20 protein-coding genes and 1 tRNA gene are annotated in these 17081 nt (G+C 57.8%); 16 read left to right on the forward strand and 5 right to left on the reverse strand.

Annotated elements, in window-relative coordinates; translation table 11 throughout:
* Together NWQ23_RS06165 and NWQ23_RS06170 are read left to right on the forward strand one after the other, a co-directional pair.
* Window positions 1–1082 (forward strand): glycosyltransferase (locus NWQ23_RS06165; RefSeq protein ID WP_306165382.1); only part of this gene is annotated, 1082 nt, incomplete at its 5' end.
* Between the two features lie 77 nt (window positions 1083–1159).
* The gene (locus NWQ23_RS06170) at window positions 1160–2086 is read left to right on the forward strand and encodes a bifunctional 2-polyprenyl-6-hydroxyphenol methylase/3-demethylubiquinol 3-O-methyltransferase UbiG (protein ID WP_306165383.1); all 927 of its coding nucleotides are present in this window, start codon (window positions 1160–1162) and stop codon (window positions 2084–2086) included.
* A 130-nt stretch (window positions 2087–2216) separates the two neighbouring features.
* On the opposite strand, the gene NWQ23_RS06175 is transcribed toward NWQ23_RS06170, so the two are convergent.
* Window positions 2217–2306: transfer RNA gene (locus NWQ23_RS06175), tRNA-Ser, on the reverse strand.
* 143 nt (window positions 2307–2449) lie between these two features.
* Here NWQ23_RS06175 and NWQ23_RS06180 point away from each other — a divergent pair.
* Both NWQ23_RS06180 and NWQ23_RS06185 read left to right on the forward strand, forming a co-directional pair.
* On the forward strand, window positions 2450–3283 hold the full coding sequence (locus tag NWQ23_RS06180) for a DUF2059 domain-containing protein (protein ID WP_306165384.1): 834 nt from the start codon (window positions 2450–2452) through the stop codon (window positions 3281–3283).
* A 70-nt stretch (window positions 3284–3353) separates the two neighbouring features.
* Window positions 3354–3776 carry a hypothetical protein gene (locus tag NWQ23_RS06185; RefSeq protein ID WP_306165385.1) on the forward strand — a complete coding sequence of 141 codons (423 nt, stop codon included), beginning with the start codon at window positions 3354–3356 and terminating at the stop codon, window positions 3774–3776.
* On the opposite strand, the gene NWQ23_RS06190 is transcribed toward NWQ23_RS06185, so the two are convergent.
* The gene (locus NWQ23_RS06190; protein ID WP_306165386.1) at window positions 3773–4120 is read right to left on the reverse strand and encodes a hypothetical protein; all 348 of its coding nucleotides are present in this window, start codon (window positions 4118–4120) and stop codon (window positions 3773–3775) included. The genes NWQ23_RS06185 and NWQ23_RS06190 overlap by 4 nt on opposite strands.
* Before the next feature lie 176 nt (window positions 4121–4296).
* Here NWQ23_RS06190 and NWQ23_RS06195 point away from each other — a divergent pair, with 176 nt between their 5' ends.
* The 6 genes from NWQ23_RS06195 to NWQ23_RS06220 all read left to right on the forward strand — a co-directional run bounded on the left by NWQ23_RS06195 (window position 4297) and on the right by NWQ23_RS06220 (window position 9424).
* Entirely contained in the window at window positions 4297–4980 is a 684-nt protein-coding gene (locus tag NWQ23_RS06195) for a 50S ribosomal protein L21 (RefSeq protein ID WP_306165387.1), read from the forward strand.
* A gap of 11 nt (window positions 4981–4991) precedes the next feature.
* Window positions 4992–5261, forward strand: coding sequence for a 50S ribosomal protein L27 (gene rpmA, locus NWQ23_RS06200; protein ID WP_306165388.1), 270 nt, complete (start codon window positions 4992–4994; stop codon window positions 5259–5261).
* 126 nt (window positions 5262–5387) lie between these two features.
* The gene (locus tag NWQ23_RS06205) at window positions 5388–5930 is read left to right on the forward strand and encodes a GNAT family N-acetyltransferase (RefSeq protein ID WP_306165389.1); all 543 of its coding nucleotides are present in this window, start codon (window positions 5388–5390) and stop codon (window positions 5928–5930) included.
* Between the two features lie 78 nt (window positions 5931–6008).
* Window positions 6009–7055 (forward strand): GTPase ObgE, encoded by a 1047-nt coding sequence (gene obgE / locus NWQ23_RS06210; protein ID WP_306165390.1) that lies wholly within the window; start codon window positions 6009–6011, stop codon window positions 7053–7055.
* The gene (proB, locus tag NWQ23_RS06215; RefSeq protein WP_306165391.1) at window positions 7043–8149 is read left to right on the forward strand and encodes a glutamate 5-kinase; all 1107 of its coding nucleotides are present in this window, start codon (window positions 7043–7045) and stop codon (window positions 8147–8149) included. The genes obgE and proB overlap by 13 nt, the downstream gene beginning before the upstream one ends.
* A 9-nt stretch (window positions 8150–8158) precedes the next feature.
* Window positions 8159–9424: a glutamate-5-semialdehyde dehydrogenase gene (locus NWQ23_RS06220; protein ID WP_306165392.1), complete on the forward strand. Its 1266-nt coding sequence runs from the start codon at window positions 8159–8161 to the stop codon at window positions 9422–9424.
* On the opposite strand, the gene NWQ23_RS06225 is transcribed toward NWQ23_RS06220, so the two are convergent.
* On the reverse strand, window positions 9421–10011 hold the full coding sequence (locus NWQ23_RS06225) for a histidine phosphotransferase family protein (RefSeq protein WP_306165393.1): 591 nt from the start codon (window positions 10009–10011) through the stop codon (window positions 9421–9423). The two genes, NWQ23_RS06220 and NWQ23_RS06225, sit on opposite strands and share 4 nt — an antisense overlap.
* 29 nt (window positions 10012–10040) lie before the next feature.
* On the opposite strand from NWQ23_RS06225, the gene NWQ23_RS06230 reads away from it, so the two are divergent.
* The 3 genes from NWQ23_RS06230 to NWQ23_RS06240 all read left to right on the forward strand — a co-directional run bounded on the left by NWQ23_RS06230 (window position 10041) and on the right by NWQ23_RS06240 (window position 11942).
* A complete protein-coding gene (locus NWQ23_RS06230; protein WP_306165394.1) occupies window positions 10041–10220 on the forward strand; it encodes a DUF3553 domain-containing protein in 180 nt (59 codons plus the stop codon).
* A gap of 101 nt (window positions 10221–10321) precedes the next feature.
* Complete coding sequence (locus NWQ23_RS06235; protein WP_306165395.1) at window positions 10322–11119, forward strand: GNAT family N-acetyltransferase; 798 nt, start codon at window positions 10322–10324, stop codon at window positions 11117–11119.
* Entirely contained in the window at window positions 11112–11942 is an 831-nt protein-coding gene (locus NWQ23_RS06240; RefSeq protein ID WP_306165396.1) for a 1-acyl-sn-glycerol-3-phosphate acyltransferase, read from the forward strand. Before NWQ23_RS06235 ends, NWQ23_RS06240 begins: the two co-directional genes overlap by 8 nt.
* Here the strand turns inward: NWQ23_RS06240 and NWQ23_RS06245 are convergent.
* Complete coding sequence (locus tag NWQ23_RS06245; protein WP_306165397.1) at window positions 11919–12545, reverse strand: thiamine phosphate synthase; 627 nt, start codon at window positions 12543–12545, stop codon at window positions 11919–11921. The genes NWQ23_RS06240 and NWQ23_RS06245 overlap by 24 nt on opposite strands.
* A gap of 142 nt (window positions 12546–12687) precedes the next feature.
* Here NWQ23_RS06245 and NWQ23_RS06250 point away from each other — a divergent pair, with 142 nt between their 5' ends.
* The 3 genes from NWQ23_RS06250 to NWQ23_RS06260 all read left to right on the forward strand — a co-directional run bounded on the left by NWQ23_RS06250 (window position 12688) and on the right by NWQ23_RS06260 (window position 16138).
* Window positions 12688–13428 (forward strand): RNA methyltransferase, encoded by a 741-nt coding sequence (locus tag NWQ23_RS06250; protein WP_306165398.1) that lies wholly within the window; start codon window positions 12688–12690, stop codon window positions 13426–13428.
* Between the two features lie 104 nt (window positions 13429–13532).
* The gene (ctaA, locus tag NWQ23_RS06255) at window positions 13533–14669 is read left to right on the forward strand and encodes a heme A synthase (protein WP_306165399.1); all 1137 of its coding nucleotides are present in this window, start codon (window positions 13533–13535) and stop codon (window positions 14667–14669) included.
* On the forward strand, window positions 14669–16138 hold the full coding sequence (locus NWQ23_RS06260) for a carboxypeptidase M32 (protein ID WP_306165401.1): 1470 nt from the start codon (window positions 14669–14671) through the stop codon (window positions 16136–16138). The genes ctaA and NWQ23_RS06260 overlap by 1 nt, the downstream gene beginning before the upstream one ends.
* A 10-nt stretch (window positions 16139–16148) precedes the next feature.
* Here the strand turns inward: NWQ23_RS06260 and NWQ23_RS06265 are convergent, their stop codons facing one another.
* Complete coding sequence (locus NWQ23_RS06265; protein WP_306165403.1) at window positions 16149–16961, reverse strand: enoyl-CoA hydratase; 813 nt, start codon at window positions 16959–16961, stop codon at window positions 16149–16151.
* Between the last annotated feature and the right edge of the window lie 120 nt (window positions 16962–17081).

Raw genomic sequence — 17081 nt, forward strand, 5'->3', positions numbered from 1 at the left:
CTGATGTGGAGACCTACAATAATGTCATTTATCATCGGCTAAAGAAACCTTATCAACGTGGGTTATCCTTTTTGGAGTACGTTCTGCATGCTGCGGATGTCTTGACCGACAAGATTAGAGAGTTGGAGCCTGGAAACGTCATTGCGGCGTCAAATCACATTAATGCCTTACCTGCACTCATCGCCTCGTCGCGTTTAGGGCTTCCATTTACTTACGAAGTACGTGGTTTCTGGGAAATCTCGCGTCTCGCGAGAGACCCTGATTTTTCAAGTACAATCGAATTTGCTGTGAGCCAACAACTTGAAGCGTTTATCGCAAGGTCTGCTGATCAAGTCTTTACATTGACAAGCCAGATGCGTGACGATCTCGTAAAGCGGGGCGTCAATAAAGAAAAGATTAGCCTGATGCCGAATGGCGTCGCAGAAGAATTTGTCCGATCACTTCCTGCCGATAGAGACCTTGCTGATAAACTCAACTTGCCCAAGGAATGCCCAGTCATTGGCTACATTGGCTCAATACTCGAATATGAAGGATTGCAGGATTTGGCGCAGGCCTGCGTTGGGCTTGCAAAAAGAGGTGTGGACTTCAGGCTGCTATTGGTAGGTCAAGAGAAGCCTAATAAGGTTGAGGGGACACCAATCACCGATGAGATCAGGAAAATCTTCAAAGATGCTGGAATTTTTGAACGCCTCATCATGCCTGGCCGTGTGCCTTTCTCCGAGGTGGAACGTTACTACTCCCTTATCGACATAGCACCAATTCCGAGGCGACCGTATGAGGTCGCACACATGGTTTCACCAATCAAGCCGCTCGAAGCGATGGCAAAAGCAAAGGCAGTCGTAGTGTCTGATGTCGCCGCCTTGAGTGATATGGTCGAAAGCGGCATAACCGGGATGGTGTTCCGCGCGGGTGATGCAGACCATTTGGAGGAACAACTGGCGCTTCTGATTGCTGACAGAAGTCTGATCGGAAGAGTGCAGCAAGCGGGGCAAGACTTTGTAAAGGACAGCAGGACTTGGCGTTCCATTTGTGCAACCGCAGCCACAAACCTAGATATTAGCTATAAAGAAAAGCCAACCTAAAGAGTTGCAAATCAAGAACTATGCCGTGCCAGATTTGAATGCAAAGTCCGAATAGAGACTACCGGAGGAATCAGTGGATGCGTTACGATATCAATCTTTTTCTAGAGCTCAACGAAGAGTACAAGACCAAACCTCTGGTCGCTGAACCGCCCAAATACGATAAAGCTACTCTCATTGAAAGAGCGAACAAACGTGCAATCAACATTGACCGCCGCATGTCCGTTTCGAAAAAGCGTGTTCTTGAAATTGGATGTGGACGCGGGGAAGTTTGCCGTGCACTCAATAGCCATTTTGGGTGCGAAGTTGTCGGTGTGGATGTCTCCAAATATCCAAATTGGGATGAGCACCAAGATGGCGTTTCATTGATCCAAACCGATCTGACTGACGACAACCCGCTAGATTTGGGAAGTTTTGATATCATCTATTCAAATTCTGTTTGGGAACACGTCCGCCATCCCTATAGGATGCTGGAGCGGGCCTTCGAGGTACTAAAGCCAGGCGGGCATCTTCTTCTTAGCGCAAATCTCTATCGCGGCCCCAAAGCATCGCATCGCTATCGTGAAATTTTCTTTCCATGGCCACATCTTTTGTTTTCAGACGAGGTCATTGATGAATTCTATCGGAAACATCTCAAGAAAAGTCCGGTTGGAGATACTTGGATGCAAGACAATTCTGCCGAACCATCCTATCGACAAGTGACGTTATATGGGTCTTCTTGGGTTAATCAGCTCTCGATCGCGGACTACTTCAACTATTTCAATCTGGTTGGGTTCGAGCCTCTCCACACGAAGTATTCAACAACACCCTTGGATGAAGATTTTCTACAGAGGTTCGCTGATAAACTGGATAGATATCCGAGGTATGACCTAGAGCGCGATTTTATACATGTGACCCTTCTCAAGCCGTTGCGCGTTGAACAGGAAACAAAAAACCAAATTGCAACGACGCTAAAGGCAAATAAATCAAGTGGGTGGATGAACAAGCTCTTTGGCAAATCGGGGTAGCTCATCGAAACAACCATCCCCGATCAGCAGCAAATGCAAAAAGCACCTCATTGTGTGCCACATCTTGTAAAGCCAATTGGAAGTAGCTGATACAGTCGAAACACAACGCACAGATGCCATTGAGGTATATTGGCGGAGAGACAGGGATTCGAACCCTGGGTGGGCTTGCACCCACAACGGTTTTCGAGACCGCCCCGTTCGACCACTCCGGCACCTCTCCGCGGGGGGTGGGCGCGTCGTACTGCCCTGTGCGCCGGTCTGCAAGAGGCAATCCGCACCGTGCTGACAATTGCGTGCATGGTCTTGGAAACCGCAGTCGGCGTGCTTACAACCTTTTCAACTGTGATCGAGAAAGGATGAGCCATGCTCCGTCTTGCCGCCCCGTTTGCCCTTGCCCTGACATTGGCGACATCGCCACTTGCGGCACAAGATGCCGATGCTGCGAAGGTCGATACTTTGTTCGAAGCGCTCGGTATGCCCGAAATGATCCAGATCATGCGCGAGGAGGGGCTGGCTTATGGCCAGACCTTGGCGACGGACATGCTGCCGGGGGGTGGCTCTGCCCAATGGGACCTTGCTGTTTCGGCAATCTATGATCCGCAGATGATGCTGGAAGAGGTGCGTGGCGCCTTTGGTGAAGCTTTGGAAGGGGATGACATCGATGCGATGATCGATTTCTTCACATCCGAAACCGGTACAACAATCATCGATCTTGAAGTGAGCGCGCGCCGCGCCATGCTGGATGAGGCCGTCGAAGAAGCCAGCAAGGAAAACGCGGCAATCGCCATGATGGATGATACCCCGCGCTACCAGCTTGTGCAGGAATTTGTGACCGCCAACGATCTGATCGAGGCCAATGTCGTCGGGTCCATGAATTCCAGCTATGCCTTTTATCTTGGCCTGATCGACGGCGGCGTGATGCCGGCTGGCATGACGGCAGAGACCGCCTTGCAGGATGTCTGGGCACAGGAACCCGATATCCGGCGTGACACGACAGAGTGGGTCTATTCCTTCCTTTTGATGGCCTATCAGCCTTTGCCGGATGCTGATCTTGATGCTTATATCGCATTCTCCCAGACAGAGGCAGGGCAGGACCTGACCAGTGCGCTTTTCCTGTCGTTCAACGGGATGTTTGACGACATCTCCCGCGCTCTCGGGTTGGCTGCGTCGCGGTTCATGACAACGCAAGAGCTCTAGTATCCTGATCCAAGACCTTTGCCTTCTTGACATCTTGGTGTCATTCTCGCGCCCGGGGGTGCAGTTTTAGATGACGAGGAAATACCCAGTGGCTTCGATGAAACCCGCCATATTTGCGCTTGCTCTGCTTGCCGCCTGCGCGCAGACCGCACCGATCCCGCCGCAGCCCGACTTGCCGGCGGATGATCCACGACAGGCTGAATTGCTGTTCTCTGAATGCACGATCTATTTTGCTGCCGTAACACGGCTGACTGCAGACGGGCGTCCGGTCAGCGGTGACCCAACCCGCGGCTGCCCGCCAGAGGCGGCCGCCATTGCGGTGGATATCAACCCGATGGTCAGCGTGCCTTCGGTCACGCCGGGCTATCCGCAAACACTCTATGACCGGATGATTGCGCGTGGCATCCCGACAGATCTCGCCGACGGCATTTCCAAGTCCAAAGCCTTTTGGGACATGGTCGCCAAACGCGATTCCTTGCTGGTCGGGTTCTAGCCGCCGTAAACCATAAGCGCGGTCACCAAAGCGCCCGGAGTGCTGTTGTAAAGTGCGGAATCTGATTGCAACTGGATGATGCGGGTCGGGCGGTCGCGCTCGGGGATGCCCGCGGCATCCATCGCTTTGGTCAGGACCGGTCCGCCACCGGCGCGAATGTCGGTTCTGATCGCGTCGAAATTGGATTTCACGATGACTTCCACCTCTCCGCGCCGCTTGGTATAGGCTGCAGAGCCAAAGACGCTGCTGGCCCCGGACATGGGCAAGCCGAGCGGATTGCCCGTATGGTTGGGATCGTTGCTGCAAGCTGCGACAAGGACGAGTGTGATCAATGGCAAACGCATGGGTTTTTCACCTTCTTTTGGGTTGACTTACAAGGGCATTGGTCAGATAAGCCGCCATCTCTGCAAGGGACTTGTAGGGGTTTATGCGAAAACACGCCCAAGGGCGCGCAGTCCACAGGTACCAAACGCCGGAGCATTCCGGGGCCTCAGCGACGCGAAAGACAAAGGAATAACATATGTTTGCGGTTCTCAAAACCGGCGGCAAGCAGTACAAAGTGGCCTCTGGCGACGTACTTCGTGTCGAAAAGCTGGCCGCTGTTGCCGGCGACAAAATCCAATTCAACGAGATTCTCATGGTCGGCTCCACAGTGGGTTCACCTTTGGTCGAGGGCGCTGGCGTCCAGGCTGAAGTGATCGACCAGATCAAAGGCGAAAAGACGATCAACTTCGTCAAGCGTCGTCGTAAGCACGGCAGCCAGCGCACAAAAGGCCACCGTCAGCAACTGACTGTTGTGCGCATTGCGGACATCCTTGAAAAAGGCGCCGACAAGTCTGGTGTTATGGCGGCTGTCTCCGGCAAAGGCATCAAAACCGTTGATACCAGCAAGGGTGCACCGGCATCCAAGAAAGCTGCGGCTGCTGCGGCACGCGCCTCTGCGCCAAAAGCCGAAAAGCCAAAGGCTGCCCCAAAGGCAAAAGCCGCACCAAAGGCCGACGCCGCTGGCGATGACCTCAAGAAGCTGTCCGGCGTTGGACCAGCCCTTGAGAAGAAGCTGCACGAGGCAGGTGTAACAACATTTGCACAGGTTGCTGCATGGACTGAGGCAGACGTGGCTGCTATGGACGAGAAACTGTCGTTCAAAGGCCGTATCGAACGTGAAGGCTGGATCGCACAAGCGGTCGAGCTGGCAAAAGGCTAAGGAGAGACCAAATGGCACATAAAAAAGCAGGCGGTTCATCCCGTAACGGGCGCGACTCAGCAGGTCGTCGCCTTGGCGTGAAAAAATTCGGCGGCGAAGTCGTCGTTCCGGGCAACATCATCATGCGCCAGCGCGGCACCAAGATGTGGCCGGGCATGGGCGTTGGTATGGGCAAGGATCACACAATCTTTGCGACCGTCGACGGTCACGTAAAATTCCACACAGGCCTCAAGGGCCGTACCTTTATTTCGGTTCTCCCAGTGGCGGAGGCCGCTGAATAAGCCGAAAGTCTCAGGTAACGTAATTGAGGGGATCGGTGAAGACCGGTCCCCTTTTTTATTCACATTTCTGCCACCATCTTTGCGTAGAGGTGCCGACAGGCCAGATTGTTTTCAGGGAGGAAAGCAATGCGATATGAAGAGATCACCGTTCAGCAGACCATTGAAGCAGACCGTTTTGTCTTGCGCCCTTGCCGCAAGTCTGATGCCGGTCTGATTGCGATGTATGCCAGCGATGACCGTGTTGCACGTGGCACCCGCGCGATGCCGCATCCGCTCCCGCCCGGTACAGTCGAGGCGATGATCGAACGCGCGTCCCTGAAGGACCGGTCAGAGGATGTCTGGGTCATCGACGGTTCTGCCCAGGGCCATGCAGAGGCGCTTGGCCTGATCAGTCTTGACCATATGGACCGCCAACAATCAGAGATCTTCTATTGGATCGCACCCGCGTTCTGGAACACAGGCTTTGCCACCGAAGCCGTACGCGCGTTGATTGCAGCCAACCCGCACCAGTCCGACCGGATCTTTGCCGAGGTGTTTCAGGACAATCCCGGCTCTGCCCGCGTACTGACCAACTGCGGTTTTGATTACCTCGGCGATGCAGAAGCGTTTTCTGTCTCGCGCAACGCGACTGTTCCCACATGGACCTATACGCTCAAGATCAGCAAATGACCGTTCCGGTTGGGACCGCTTGAGAACTGCCTCACAGTAGTTTATCGGCAGCACTGAACAGCCCAGAAAGCCGAAAACATGAAATTTCTCGATCTTGCCAAGGTCTATATCCGGTCCGGCGCCGGTGGTGCGGGCTGTATCTCGTTTCGACGTGAAAAGTTCATCGAATACGGCGGACCTGATGGCGGCGATGGCGGCAATGGCGGCGATGTGATTGTCGAGGCCGTGGATGGCCTGAACACGCTGATCGATTTCCGCTATCAGCAGCACTTTTTTGCGGGCAACGGCCAGCATGGTATGGGCAGCCAACGTACCGGCAAGGATGGCGAGGACAAAGTCCTGCGCGTGCCTGTCGGAACCGAGATTATCGACGAGGACGAAGAAACAATCATCGCCGATCTGACCGAGGTCGGCCAGCGCATCGTGATTGCCAAGGGTGGCAATGGCGGCTGGGGCAATTTGCATTTCAAGACCGCAACGAACCAGGCCCCCCGTCGCGCGAACCCCGGCCAAGAGGCGATTGAGCGCACGATCTGGCTGCGCCTGAAACTGATCGCCGATGTGGGTCTTTTGGGGATGCCGAACGCGGGCAAGTCCACCTTTCTGGCCGCGACCTCGAATGCCCGTCCGAAAGTGGCCGACTATCCCTTTACCACGCTGATCCCCAACCTTGGCGTTGTCGGCATCGACGAGGTGGAATTCGTGGTCGCCGATATCCCCGGTCTGATTGCGGGTGCCAGCGAAGGGCGCGGTTTGGGCGATATGTTCCTTGGTCACGTGGAACGCTGCGCGGTCCTGTTGCACCTGATCGACGGCACCTCTGGTGATCCGGCCGATGATCTGACCACAATCATTGGCGAACTCGAGGCCTATGGCGGCGAACTCGCCGACAAGCCCCGTATCACGGTCCTGAACAAGATCGACGCGCTGGACGAAGAAGAACGCGCCTTTCTGCGCGACGAGATTGCCGCTGTCGCCGAAGGGCCTGTCATGCTGATGTCCGGCGTCACGCGCGAGGGGATTCCCGAGGTCCTGCGGGCGCTGCGTGCCGAAATTGATGATAACCGTTTGCGTCACCGCACCGAAACCGACGCGGCGGCAGAGGATGCGCCATGGCAGCCTTAACCGATGCCAAACGCCTTGTGGTCAAGATCGGCTCTGCCTTGCTGGTTGACAGCGGCACGGGCAAGCTGCGCCAAGACTGGCTGACCGCACTTGCCGCAGATGTGGCCCGCATCAGGGCACGCGGGACGGATGTGATTATCGTATCCTCCGGCTCTATCGCTTTGGGGCGTGGTATTCTGGGTTTGCCGCTGACTTCACTCGCGCTGGAACAATCGCAAGCCGCCGCCGCTGTGGGGCAGATCCGGCTGGCGCGCGCCTACGAAGAGGCGCTATCGCCGCATGGGATTGTAACGGGTCAAGTGCTTGTCACGCTTGAGGATTCTCAGGATCGCCGCCGCTATCTCAATAGCCGTGCGACGATGGAAACCATGTTGGGGTTGGGTGTCACGCCTATTGTTAACGAAAACGATACAATCGCGACGGATGAGATCAGATATGGCGACAATGATCGCCTTGCCGCACAGGTCGCCGTGACCGTGGGTGCCGATCAACTGATCCTCCTGTCCGATGTTGACGGGCTTTATACGGCCAATCCGAAACTGAAGAGTGACGCAAAACACCTTGATTATGTTGAGAAAATCACACCGGAGATCGAGGCGATGGCAGGCGACGCCGCCTCGAGCCTGTCCAAAGGCGGGATGATTACCAAGATCATGGCTGCAAAAGTCGCGACCGAAGGCGGCTGTGCCATGGCTATCGCCCTTGGCACCGCATTGCACCCGCTGGGTGCGTTGGAAAACGGGGCTGCGGCCACATGGTTTGCCGCGCAAACCGATCCGCAAGCCGCGCGCAAACGCTGGATTTCGGCAATGAAGCCGCGCGGCACAGTGACGGTCGATGCCGGAGCAGGCGAGGCGCTCAAACGCGGCAAAAGCCTTTTGCCCGCCGGCGTCACCCAGATCAGCGGGACTTTCGGACGCGGCGATCTGGTGGCGATAGCCAGTGCTGAGGGCGTGCAACTGGGGCAGGGGCTGGTGCGCTATACCAGCGCGGAGGCCCGCCAGATTATCGGCTGCCGCACCGCTGACATCGTGGCCATTCTGGGTTATGAGGGGCGCGCTGCATTGGTACACCGCGACGATATGGTGCTGTAGGAGACGGCGATGAACGATCAAGACACCATCGGGCCTATGATGGCGAAAATCGGCGCTGATGCGCGCGCGGCAGCCACTGTGCTGGCCACGGTCGGGTCAGAGCGCAAGCATGCGGCCCTGATCGGTGCGGCAGAGGCCATTTGGGAAAACCGCATGGCGATCATGGACGCCAATGCCGAAGATCTGGTCTATGGCGAACAGAAGGGTCTTAGCCCTGCCATGATGGACCGTCTGATGCTGGACGAGCCACGCATCCGCGCCATGGCCGAAGGGCTGCGCAATGTGGCCGCCCAAGCGGACCCAGTTGGTGCGGTGATGGATCAATGGGACATGCCTTCGGGCCTGAACATTCGCCGTGTCCGCACGCCTTTGGGTGTTATCGGTGTGATCTATGAAAGCCGCCCCAACGTGACCGCAGATGCCGGCGCGCTATGCCTGCAATCGGGTAATGCGGTGATCCTGCGCGGCGGGTCCGAGAGTTTTCATTCATCCACCGCAATTCACCAGTGTTTGCTGACCGGGCTGAAGCAGGCCGGGCTACCTGCGGCGTCGATCCAGCTGGTGCCCACGCGGGACCGTGCTGCTGTGTCCGCGATGCTGACCGCGACCGACCATATTGATGTGATCGTGCCGCGCGGCGGCAAGGGCCTTGTGGGGCTGGTTCAGCGCGAGGCGCGGGTCCCTGTTTTTGCCCATCTTGAAGGTATTTGCCACATCTATGTGGGCGCCACCGCTGATCCTGCTATGGCGCTTGAAATTGTGCTGAACGCCAAGACACGACGCACGGGCATTTGCGGCGCGATGGAGTGTCTGCTGATCGACTGGCGGTTCTATACCCAACACGGGTCAATCCTGATTGACGCTTTGCTCAAGGCCGGGGTCGAGGTGCGGGCCGAGGGTGATCTGGCCAAGATCGCGGGGACCACGCCGGCCAATCCGGATGATTTCGGCAAGGAATTCCTTGATATGATCTGTGCTGCGAAACTGGTCGACGGTGTGGATGCCGCAATCGACCACATCCGCACCTTTGGCTCCAATCACACGGATGCCATCATCACCGCCGATGATCAGGCTGCCGCGCACTTCTTTTCGCAACTCGACAGCGCGATCCTGATGCACAATGCCTCGACCCAGTTTGCCGATGGCGGCGAATTCGGGATGGGTGCAGAGATCGGTATCGCGACGGGCAAGTTGCACGCCCGCGGCCCCGTGGGTGCGGTGCAATTGACCAGTTTCAAATATCTGGTGACCGGTGACGGAACCGTAAGGGACTAAAAGCGGACAAGCAGATGATCGGTGGCCTGTTTGAACTGCAGGCTGCGTCCCGCCTCGGTCAAGACACTGGGAAGCAAGGCAAATTGCACTTGCGCTGCGGTGTGATGAAAACCGACCTGCGGTGACAAAAGATTGTCCCACAAGGCTTGGTTGACCGCCAGTCGCGGCCCTTCGGCGCGCATCACCCAGGCATTTGCGTCCTTATAGACTTGCACATCGCCCCCCATTGGCAGCGCCGCCTCGAGCGCTTGCAACATCAACAGCGCACAGCGCACCATGCGCCGTGATTGATCGCCATCGACCTGCCAGATGTAGTTGATCCGTCCCCCGCGCGCAGTCGCAGAAAGGATCGAGAGGATCTCGGAGCGGCTGACCAATTGTTCTTCACTGGCTGCCCCATAGGCGATGCGGAAATACCTGATCCGTGCACTGGCGTTCTGGACACTTTCGCTGATCAATTCCATTTCAGCGCCCGTATCACCATCTGTGAGCGCCAAAAGCTCGACGCCATTGCCGATCGCCCCAATTGGACTGATAAGGTCGTGGCAGATACGTGAACCAACCAGTGCTGCGAGGTCAGGTTGCATAGTGCAGCCTCCGTTCTGAGAGGAAAGACATGACGGATATCACTGCGATACTTGAACCTGGCATGCTTGTGCGCCATCCCGACCAGCCGGATTGGGGTATCGGGCAAGTGCAATCCAACATTGGTGGAAAGGTGACTGTCAATTTTCGGGAGGAGGGAAAAAAGGTCATTGATGGTAAACGCGTGATGCTCGTGATTGTAGTCAATTAACTGCAACTTATGGTAGAGTACCCTTAATTTTTGTCAATACTCTCTTGTCAGTAGCGACGAAATCGTTGCCAAACTGTTCATTTGCAACGATATGCACCAACATGGATGCGCCTTCAGATATGACAGATCGCCCGAAATCGACGTTTCGGACCAGATTGGCTTGTACCGCACAAGATCTGCGCGCCGCGCAACGATTGCGCTATGACGTCTTCGTGACAGAGCTGGGTGGCGACGGGCCTTTGGTGGATCATGCCGCCCGGTTGGAGCGCGACGCATTTGACCCGCATGCCGCACATCTGTTGCTGATTGATGATGCGCGTGGCCGTGACGACAACGTCGTCGGGGTCTACCGTGTGATGACATCCCAAATGGCCGCCGCCGCCGGTCAGTTTTATTGTGAAGACGAATATGATCTGTCGCTGTTGCGCGCCAGTGGCAAGCGGCTGCTGGAGCTGGGACGATCCTGCCTGCATCCCGATTATCGCGGCGGGCTGGGCATGATGCACCTTTGGGCCGCGCTCGCGGAATTTGTGGCGGCACAGCAGATCGAAATCTTGTTTGGTGTGGCCTCGTTCCACGGAACCGATGTTGCGGGCCTCAAAGACCAGTTGAGCCTTCTGCATCACCGCCACCGTGCGCCGCGCAGCCTGCGGGTTCATGCCATTGGTCCTTCGGCCATCTCGATGAATATCCGTGACCCTGACGCGATTGATCGCCCGTCCGCGATCCGTGACATGCCCGCCCTCATCAAGGCCTACCTGCGTTTGGGGGCCACTGTGGGCGAGGGGGCCTTTGTCGATCATGCCTTCAATACTGTCGATATCTGCCTGATCCTGGAAAGCGACGCGATTAACGCCTTGCAAAAATCGATCTATGCCCAAGGCAGGCTCCGTGGCTGAGACCTGGGACAGCGAAGACAAACCCGCCATCGCGGTCAAAGGGCCTGTGGCGTGGTTGCGTGTCGTCTTGCGGGCTGTGCCGCTGATCATTCTGGTTTTTGGTGGCTTGTTGGTTCTGCTGATGATCCGCCTGATCGAGCGCCCGCTGTGTGGACTGGCCAGACCGGTCACGCCTTACATCACCCAATTTGTCTGCCGGAGCGCCTTTGTCTTGCTGGGCATCCGCTACCGGACCCAAGGCCGCCCGATGAATGGCCCGGGGGCCGTGGTCGCCAATCACAGTTCATGGCTCGATATTTTTGCGCTTAATGCCCGCAAGCGTATTTATTTCGTGTCAAAATCCGAAGTCGCGGGCTGGCCCGGGATCGGCTGGCTCGCGCGGGCGACGGGGACTGTGTTCATCAAGCGCGACCGCAGTGAGGTGAACAGCCAGATTGCGGTGTTCAAGGACAGGCTTTCGGTTGGTCACAAGCTATTGTTCTTTCCAGAAGGGACCTCGACCGATGGGTTGCAGGTGCTTGGCTTCAAACCTGCTTTGTTTGCGGCCTTCTTTGATCCCGCCTTGCGCGACGCGCTTGAGGTCCAGCCGGTCACGGTGCGATACACCGCACCTCTTGGCGCTGATCCAAGGTTTTATGGCTGGTGGGGTGATATGGATTTCGCACCGCATCTGCTGTCGACTTTGGCGGCGGCAAAGCAGGGCGGGGTCGAGGTCATATACCACCCTCCCGTGCGCGTCGCGGATTACGCAGATCGCAAGGCCTTGGCCCTAGCGATGGAAAAGACAGTCCGCAGCGGGCTAGCCCTGCATGGCGCGGCATAGATCGGCAAGCGCTTTGGCCGGATCATCCTGCCCCCAGATTTCATCGCCAATGCCAAAGAAATCCGTATGCGGTGTCAGGGCGCGGATAAGATCGGCGTTCAGCGCACCTTCGGCCACCACGGGCACCTCGATCATCATGGACCACCATTCGAACAATTCCAGATCCGCCTGACGCCCGTCACCCAGAGGGGTTACGCCGACCGGGCCAAAGCTGACGTAATCGGCCCCCAACTCGCCAGCGGTCATGCCGTCATGGCGCGAATTGGTGCAATAGCTGCCTACGATCGCATCATCACCCAGATCCTTGCGGACCTTTTTGACCGACCGCGCGCCATCGGTCAGATGCACGCCATCCAGACCCAGACGTTCGACCATCATCAGATGGCTGTCGATGACCAAAGCCACATCGCGGGCATGGGTGACTTCGCGCAGCGCGTCGGCCGCCTTGGCGATCCGCGTCTCGTCCTTGGTGCCCAAAGCCAGCCTGACACAGCCGACATCGGTGCTGTCCAGACAGGCGGCCAGCAGGGCGGGATAGGTGGATAGATCAAATTCCGCAGGGCTGATCAGATAGATTTGCGGCAGGTCTTGGGCGTCCGACATGAGGGCGATCCGAATGTGTTGTCTGTTGCCTCGCGTTCTAGCGGGGTTTGCGCGGCTTGACCATGCCCCGCCTGATCTTGGCCCTGCCTTGCGCAAGATCAGGTCCGCGCGTATCACCCGCTCCGAGACCAGAGGAACCAGCATGCCCAGCACCACGCCACAACCCGCATTCGTTCTGATCCGTCCGCAGATGGGCGAGAATATCGGCGCTGCCGCACGCGGCATGTGGAATTTCGGGCTGGACCGGATGCGGATCATCGCGCCCCGCGATGGCTGGCCGAACCAAAGGGCGGTTGCGATGGCCAGCGGCGCGGGGCGGTTGCTGGACGAGGCGCAGATTTTTGACGATACCGCCGCAGCCATCGCCGATTGCGACTATGTTTACGCCACGACAGCGCGGCCACGCGGTCTGACCAAACTCGTTCTGACACCAGAGGCGGCCATGCAGGACGCCCGCGACCGGATAGCGGCGGGCGGGAAGGTCGCGGTCCTTTTCGGGCCGGAACGCTCTGGCATGGAAAACGAGGATATCGCGCGGGCGAATGCGATTATCTCGGTGCCGGTGAACCCTGATTTTCCGTCGTTGAACCTTGCGCAATGCGTGTTGCTGACCGGATACGAATGGCGGCGCGCCGATGTGCCCGCAGCGCCGTCGCGGGTGGATGCCGTCGGAGACTGGGCCGAACAGATCGAGATCGAGAAACTGGGCGATCATTTCGAAGAGCGTTTGCAAGAGGCCGGTTTCTTTTTTCCCGACCATAAGGCAGAGAATATGAAGATGAACCTGCGCAACCTGTGGTCGCGCATGCCCATGACGCGGGCCGATGTGCAGATGCTGCACGGGATCATGCGCCAGATGGTGCGCTGGAAAGACCGCGGGTAGATGCGGGTTCGGGGGATCATGATCCACCTTGCATGTGGCACCCTGCCGCTTGCAGCCGCCGCCCACCAGGAATAGGTTCCGCCCAACACGAACCGGAGACCAAGATGGCCACGAAACGCAGCATCTTTGAAGAGGTTGGCGACACCCCCAAGCAAGTCGCAGCACCCGGCGGCATCGCCAAGGCCGGGCAGGGCGCGCGCGGATTGATCAGAGGCTGGTTGATCGCGCTCTTCGGTTTGGTTGTCATCATGATTGTCGTGGGTGGCCTGACCCGCCTGACCGACAGCGGCCTGTCGATCACCGAATGGAAGCCCGTCACCGGTGCAATGCCCCCCATGTCCGAGGCCGCATGGGCTGAAGAGTTCGACAAATACCGTGCAATCCCCGAATACCAGTTACAGAACCGCGGCATGTCGCTGGCTGAATTCAAGGTGATTTACTGGTGGGAATGGGGCCATCGGCAGTTGGGCCGCGTGATCGGCCTTGTCTGGGCCGCAGGCTTTGTTTTCTTTCTCGCCACCCGCAAGATCCCCACGGGATGGACTCCGAAGCTCTTGTTCATCGGGGGTTTGGGTGGCTTGCAAGGGGCAATCGGCTGGTGGATGGTATCCTCTGGCCTGCGCGAGGGGATGCTGGATGTGGCCTCTTACCGCCTTGCCACGCACCTTGGACTGGCCTTTGTGATCTTTGGCTTTATCGCATGGTATATCTATCAATTGGGCCGCAGTCAGGCCGATCTTTTGCAGGCGCGGCGCAGCGGCGACGCGGGCCTTGCGCGGCTTGGCACGCTGCTTGCTGGCTTTGCCTTTTTCCAGATCATTCTGGGCGCACTGGTTGCGGGCATCGACGCAGGGCGCGCCTTTCCCGATTGGCCGCTGATGGCCGGAGGCTTCTTGCCGCCAGAGCCGCTGAGCCTTAGCCCCGTCTGGCGCAATTTCTTCGAGGATGCGGGCCTTGTGCAGTTCATGCACAGGATGGCCGGGTATCTGCTCTTTGCCTTTGGAATTTTTGTCTGGTTACGCGCCCGCAAGTCCGCCAATGGCCATACCCGGTTTGCCTTTAATGCCATTATCGCGGTGATGGTTCTCCAAGTCGTCTTGGGTATCGTCACAGTGATTTATTCCGCGCCCTGGCAATTGGCGATCATCCATCAGTTGGGCGCTGTCATCCTTTGGGCATTGATCTTGCGCGGCCGCTTTCTGGCCCAATATCCACTGCCACAATCCATCCGAGGTGCCTGATGTCAGCCTATGACGCATTGATGCAGTTCCAGCGCGAAACCGAAGCGCTGGGGCAGATCGCGGGACGCTTGGGCTGGGATCAGGAAACGATGATGCCCGATGCCGCGACCCCGCAGCGCGCCGAAGAGCATGGGGCAATGGCCAATATCCTGCATGCCCGCCGGATTGATCCGCGCGTGGGCGAATGGCTGGACCAGGCGGAAGCCGCCGATGAGGTCGCCGCCGCGAACCTGCGCCATATCCGGCGCAGTTTTGAGCGCACCGCAAAGGTCCCTGCCGCATTGGCGGCTGAACTGGCCAAGACAACATCTTTGGCACACCGTGTCTGGGCGCAGGCCCGCGCCGACGAAGATGTGGCCTCCTTCTTGCCCATGCTGCAAAAGGTCGTGGACCTGCGCCGCCAAGAAGCCGCGGCGATTGCGGGCAATACCGATCCTTACGACGCGCTGCTGGACGACTACGAACCCGGGGCCACGGGGGCCAGCCTTGGGGCCATGTTCGCGGCCTTGCGCCCGCGCCTGGTTGCGTTGCGTGCCGCCATTCTGGATCGGCCCGCGCCCGCTGCTTTGTCCGGTACTTTTGATGAAGCAGCTCAACTGGCGATTTCGTGCAAACTGGCATTGGCCTTTGGCTATAGCCTCGACAATGGCCGGATCGACAAGGCGGTGCATCCGTTTTGCTCTGGGTCCGGTCTTGATGTGCGGATCACGACGCGCACGAACCTGACCGATCCGTTCAACTGCTTTTACTCGACCATTCACGAGGTCGGCCATGCCACTTATGAGCAAGGGATTGATGCCGCCCACCTGCTGACCCCGCTGGGGGCCGGAGTGTCCATGGGCGTCCATGAAAGCCAAAGCCGGATTTATGAAAACCAGCTGGGCCGCAGCCGCGCCTTTACAGGCTGGCTGTACGGGCAGATGCGCGATCAGTTCGGCGACTTTGGTATTGCCGATGAAGAGGCATTCTATGCGACCGTGAACCGCGTCAGCGACGGGTTTATCCGTACTGAAGCGGACGAGGTGCAATATAATCTGCATGTGCTGCTGCGCTTTGATCTGGAACGCGCATTGATCTCGGGTGATCTGGCGGTGGGTGATCTGGAAGCCGCGTGGAACGACCGCTTTGCCGCCGATTTCGGTTTTGCCGTCGATAAGCCGTCCAACGGCGTCTTGCAGGATGTGCATTGGTCCGAAGGGCTGTTTGGCTATTTCCCGACCTATACTCTGGGCAATGTCTATGCGGGATGTCTGCATGAGGCTTTGCGACAGGCCGTGCCGGGCTTGGATGATGATCTGGCGCGGGGTGATACGTCACGCGCGACGGGTTGGTTGCGCGAAAACCTGCAGCAATTTGGCGGATTACGCACGCCGGTTGCGACGGTCACCCATGCAATCGGTGCGCAACCGTCAGAAGCGCCGCTGCTGGATTATCTCGAGGAGAAATTCGGGCAGATCTACGGGCTCTAGCCGTGGGCCACTACGGCCAGTCAGGTTTGCGCTTTTCCAAAAAGGCCGTGATGCCTTCGTTGGTATCGTCTTTGAGCATGTTCTGCACCATCACGTCGCCCGTATAGACATAGGCATCAGCGGTGGTCATCTGGGCTTGCTGGTAGAAGGCTTGTTTGCCGATCTTGACGGCTGAGGGCAGTTTGGCGGCAATCGCATGGGCCAAATCAAGCGTGTCGCGCTCCAGCGTATCCGCATGTACCGCGCGGTTGATCAGCCCCACTTCTTGCGCTTCGCGGGCGTTGATGAAACGGCCCGTTGTCAGCATCTCGAACGCGGCCTTACGGTTGATGTTGCGGGTCAGGGCGACCATCGGGGTGGAACAAAACAGGCCGATATTCACGCCATTCACCCCAAAGCGGGTCTCGTCATCCGCAATCGCCAGATCGCAGGTGGCGACAAGCTGGCAACCGGCGGCTGTGGCGATCCCGTGGACTTGGGCTATGACGGGCTGGGGCAGGGACTGGATACGCTGCATCATGGTGGCACAACGGGTGAAAAGATCCGCGAAATAGGCCGCCCCGCCATCAGGCGCTTGCCGTCCCGCTTGCATTTCCTTCAGGTCATGGCCCGCGCAAAACGCCTTGCCGGTGCCGCGCAAGATCACCGCACGCACGGAACGATCCTCTGCGATCTCGTCGAATGTGGTTTGCAGGGCCAAGAGCATCGCGTCGCTGAGCGCATTCAACCGCTCTGGCGCGTTCATCGTCAGGGTCGCCACAAAATCGCGATCTTCGCGTTCTAGGATTGTCATTCTTGCCCTCGCATGCTGCTTTGCGTCCAAGGGTAAAGCACAGCGAGGCGATATGGAACTCAAGATGGACATTCCCGCGCTCCAAATGTTTTTGGCGCAGAGTTTTCCGCAGGTGAAGGACGAACTGGAGGTGATCAGCAGCACCGAAGA

Origin of the sequence: Yoonia sp. (assembly GCF_030731595.1) — a bacterium.
GTDB lineage: Bacteria > Pseudomonadota > Alphaproteobacteria > Rhodobacterales > Rhodobacteraceae > Yoonia.

Excerpts from the sequence above, each read along its gene's own strand:
- NWQ23_RS06170 (WP_306165383.1), top strand. The coding sequence starts at position 1,160 with ATGCGTTACGATATCAATCTTTTTCTAGAGCTCAACGAAGAGTACAAG.
- NWQ23_RS06180 (WP_306165384.1), top strand. The coding sequence starts at position 2,450 with ATGCTCCGTCTTGCCGCCCCGTTTGCCCTTGCCCTGACATTGGCGACA.
- NWQ23_RS06185 (WP_306165385.1), top strand. The coding sequence starts at position 3,354 with ATGACGAGGAAATACCCAGTGGCTTCGATGAAACCCGCCATATTTGCG.
- NWQ23_RS06190 (WP_306165386.1), bottom strand. The coding sequence starts at position 4,120 with ATGCGTTTGCCATTGATCACACTCGTCCTTGTCGCAGCTTGCAGCAAC.
- NWQ23_RS06195 (WP_306165387.1), top strand. The coding sequence starts at position 4,297 with ATGTTTGCGGTTCTCAAAACCGGCGGCAAGCAGTACAAAGTGGCCTCT.
- rpmA (WP_306165388.1), top strand. The coding sequence starts at position 4,992 with ATGGCACATAAAAAAGCAGGCGGTTCATCCCGTAACGGGCGCGACTCA.
- NWQ23_RS06205 (WP_306165389.1), top strand. The coding sequence starts at position 5,388 with ATGCGATATGAAGAGATCACCGTTCAGCAGACCATTGAAGCAGACCGT.
- obgE (WP_306165390.1), top strand. The coding sequence starts at position 6,009 with ATGAAATTTCTCGATCTTGCCAAGGTCTATATCCGGTCCGGCGCCGGT.
- proB (WP_306165391.1), top strand. The coding sequence starts at position 7,043 with ATGGCAGCCTTAACCGATGCCAAACGCCTTGTGGTCAAGATCGGCTCT.
- NWQ23_RS06220 (WP_306165392.1), top strand. The coding sequence starts at position 8,159 with ATGAACGATCAAGACACCATCGGGCCTATGATGGCGAAAATCGGCGCT.
- NWQ23_RS06225 (WP_306165393.1), bottom strand. The coding sequence starts at position 10,011 with ATGCAACCTGACCTCGCAGCACTGGTTGGTTCACGTATCTGCCACGAC.
- NWQ23_RS06230 (WP_306165394.1), top strand. The coding sequence starts at position 10,041 with ATGACGGATATCACTGCGATACTTGAACCTGGCATGCTTGTGCGCCAT.
- NWQ23_RS06235 (WP_306165395.1), top strand. The coding sequence starts at position 10,322 with ATGGATGCGCCTTCAGATATGACAGATCGCCCGAAATCGACGTTTCGG.
- NWQ23_RS06245 (WP_306165397.1), bottom strand. The coding sequence starts at position 12,545 with ATGTCGGACGCCCAAGACCTGCCGCAAATCTATCTGATCAGCCCTGCG.
- NWQ23_RS06250 (WP_306165398.1), top strand. The coding sequence starts at position 12,688 with ATGCCCAGCACCACGCCACAACCCGCATTCGTTCTGATCCGTCCGCAG.
- ctaA (WP_306165399.1), top strand. The coding sequence starts at position 13,533 with ATGGCCACGAAACGCAGCATCTTTGAAGAGGTTGGCGACACCCCCAAG.
- NWQ23_RS06260 (WP_306165401.1), top strand. The coding sequence starts at position 14,669 with ATGTCAGCCTATGACGCATTGATGCAGTTCCAGCGCGAAACCGAAGCG.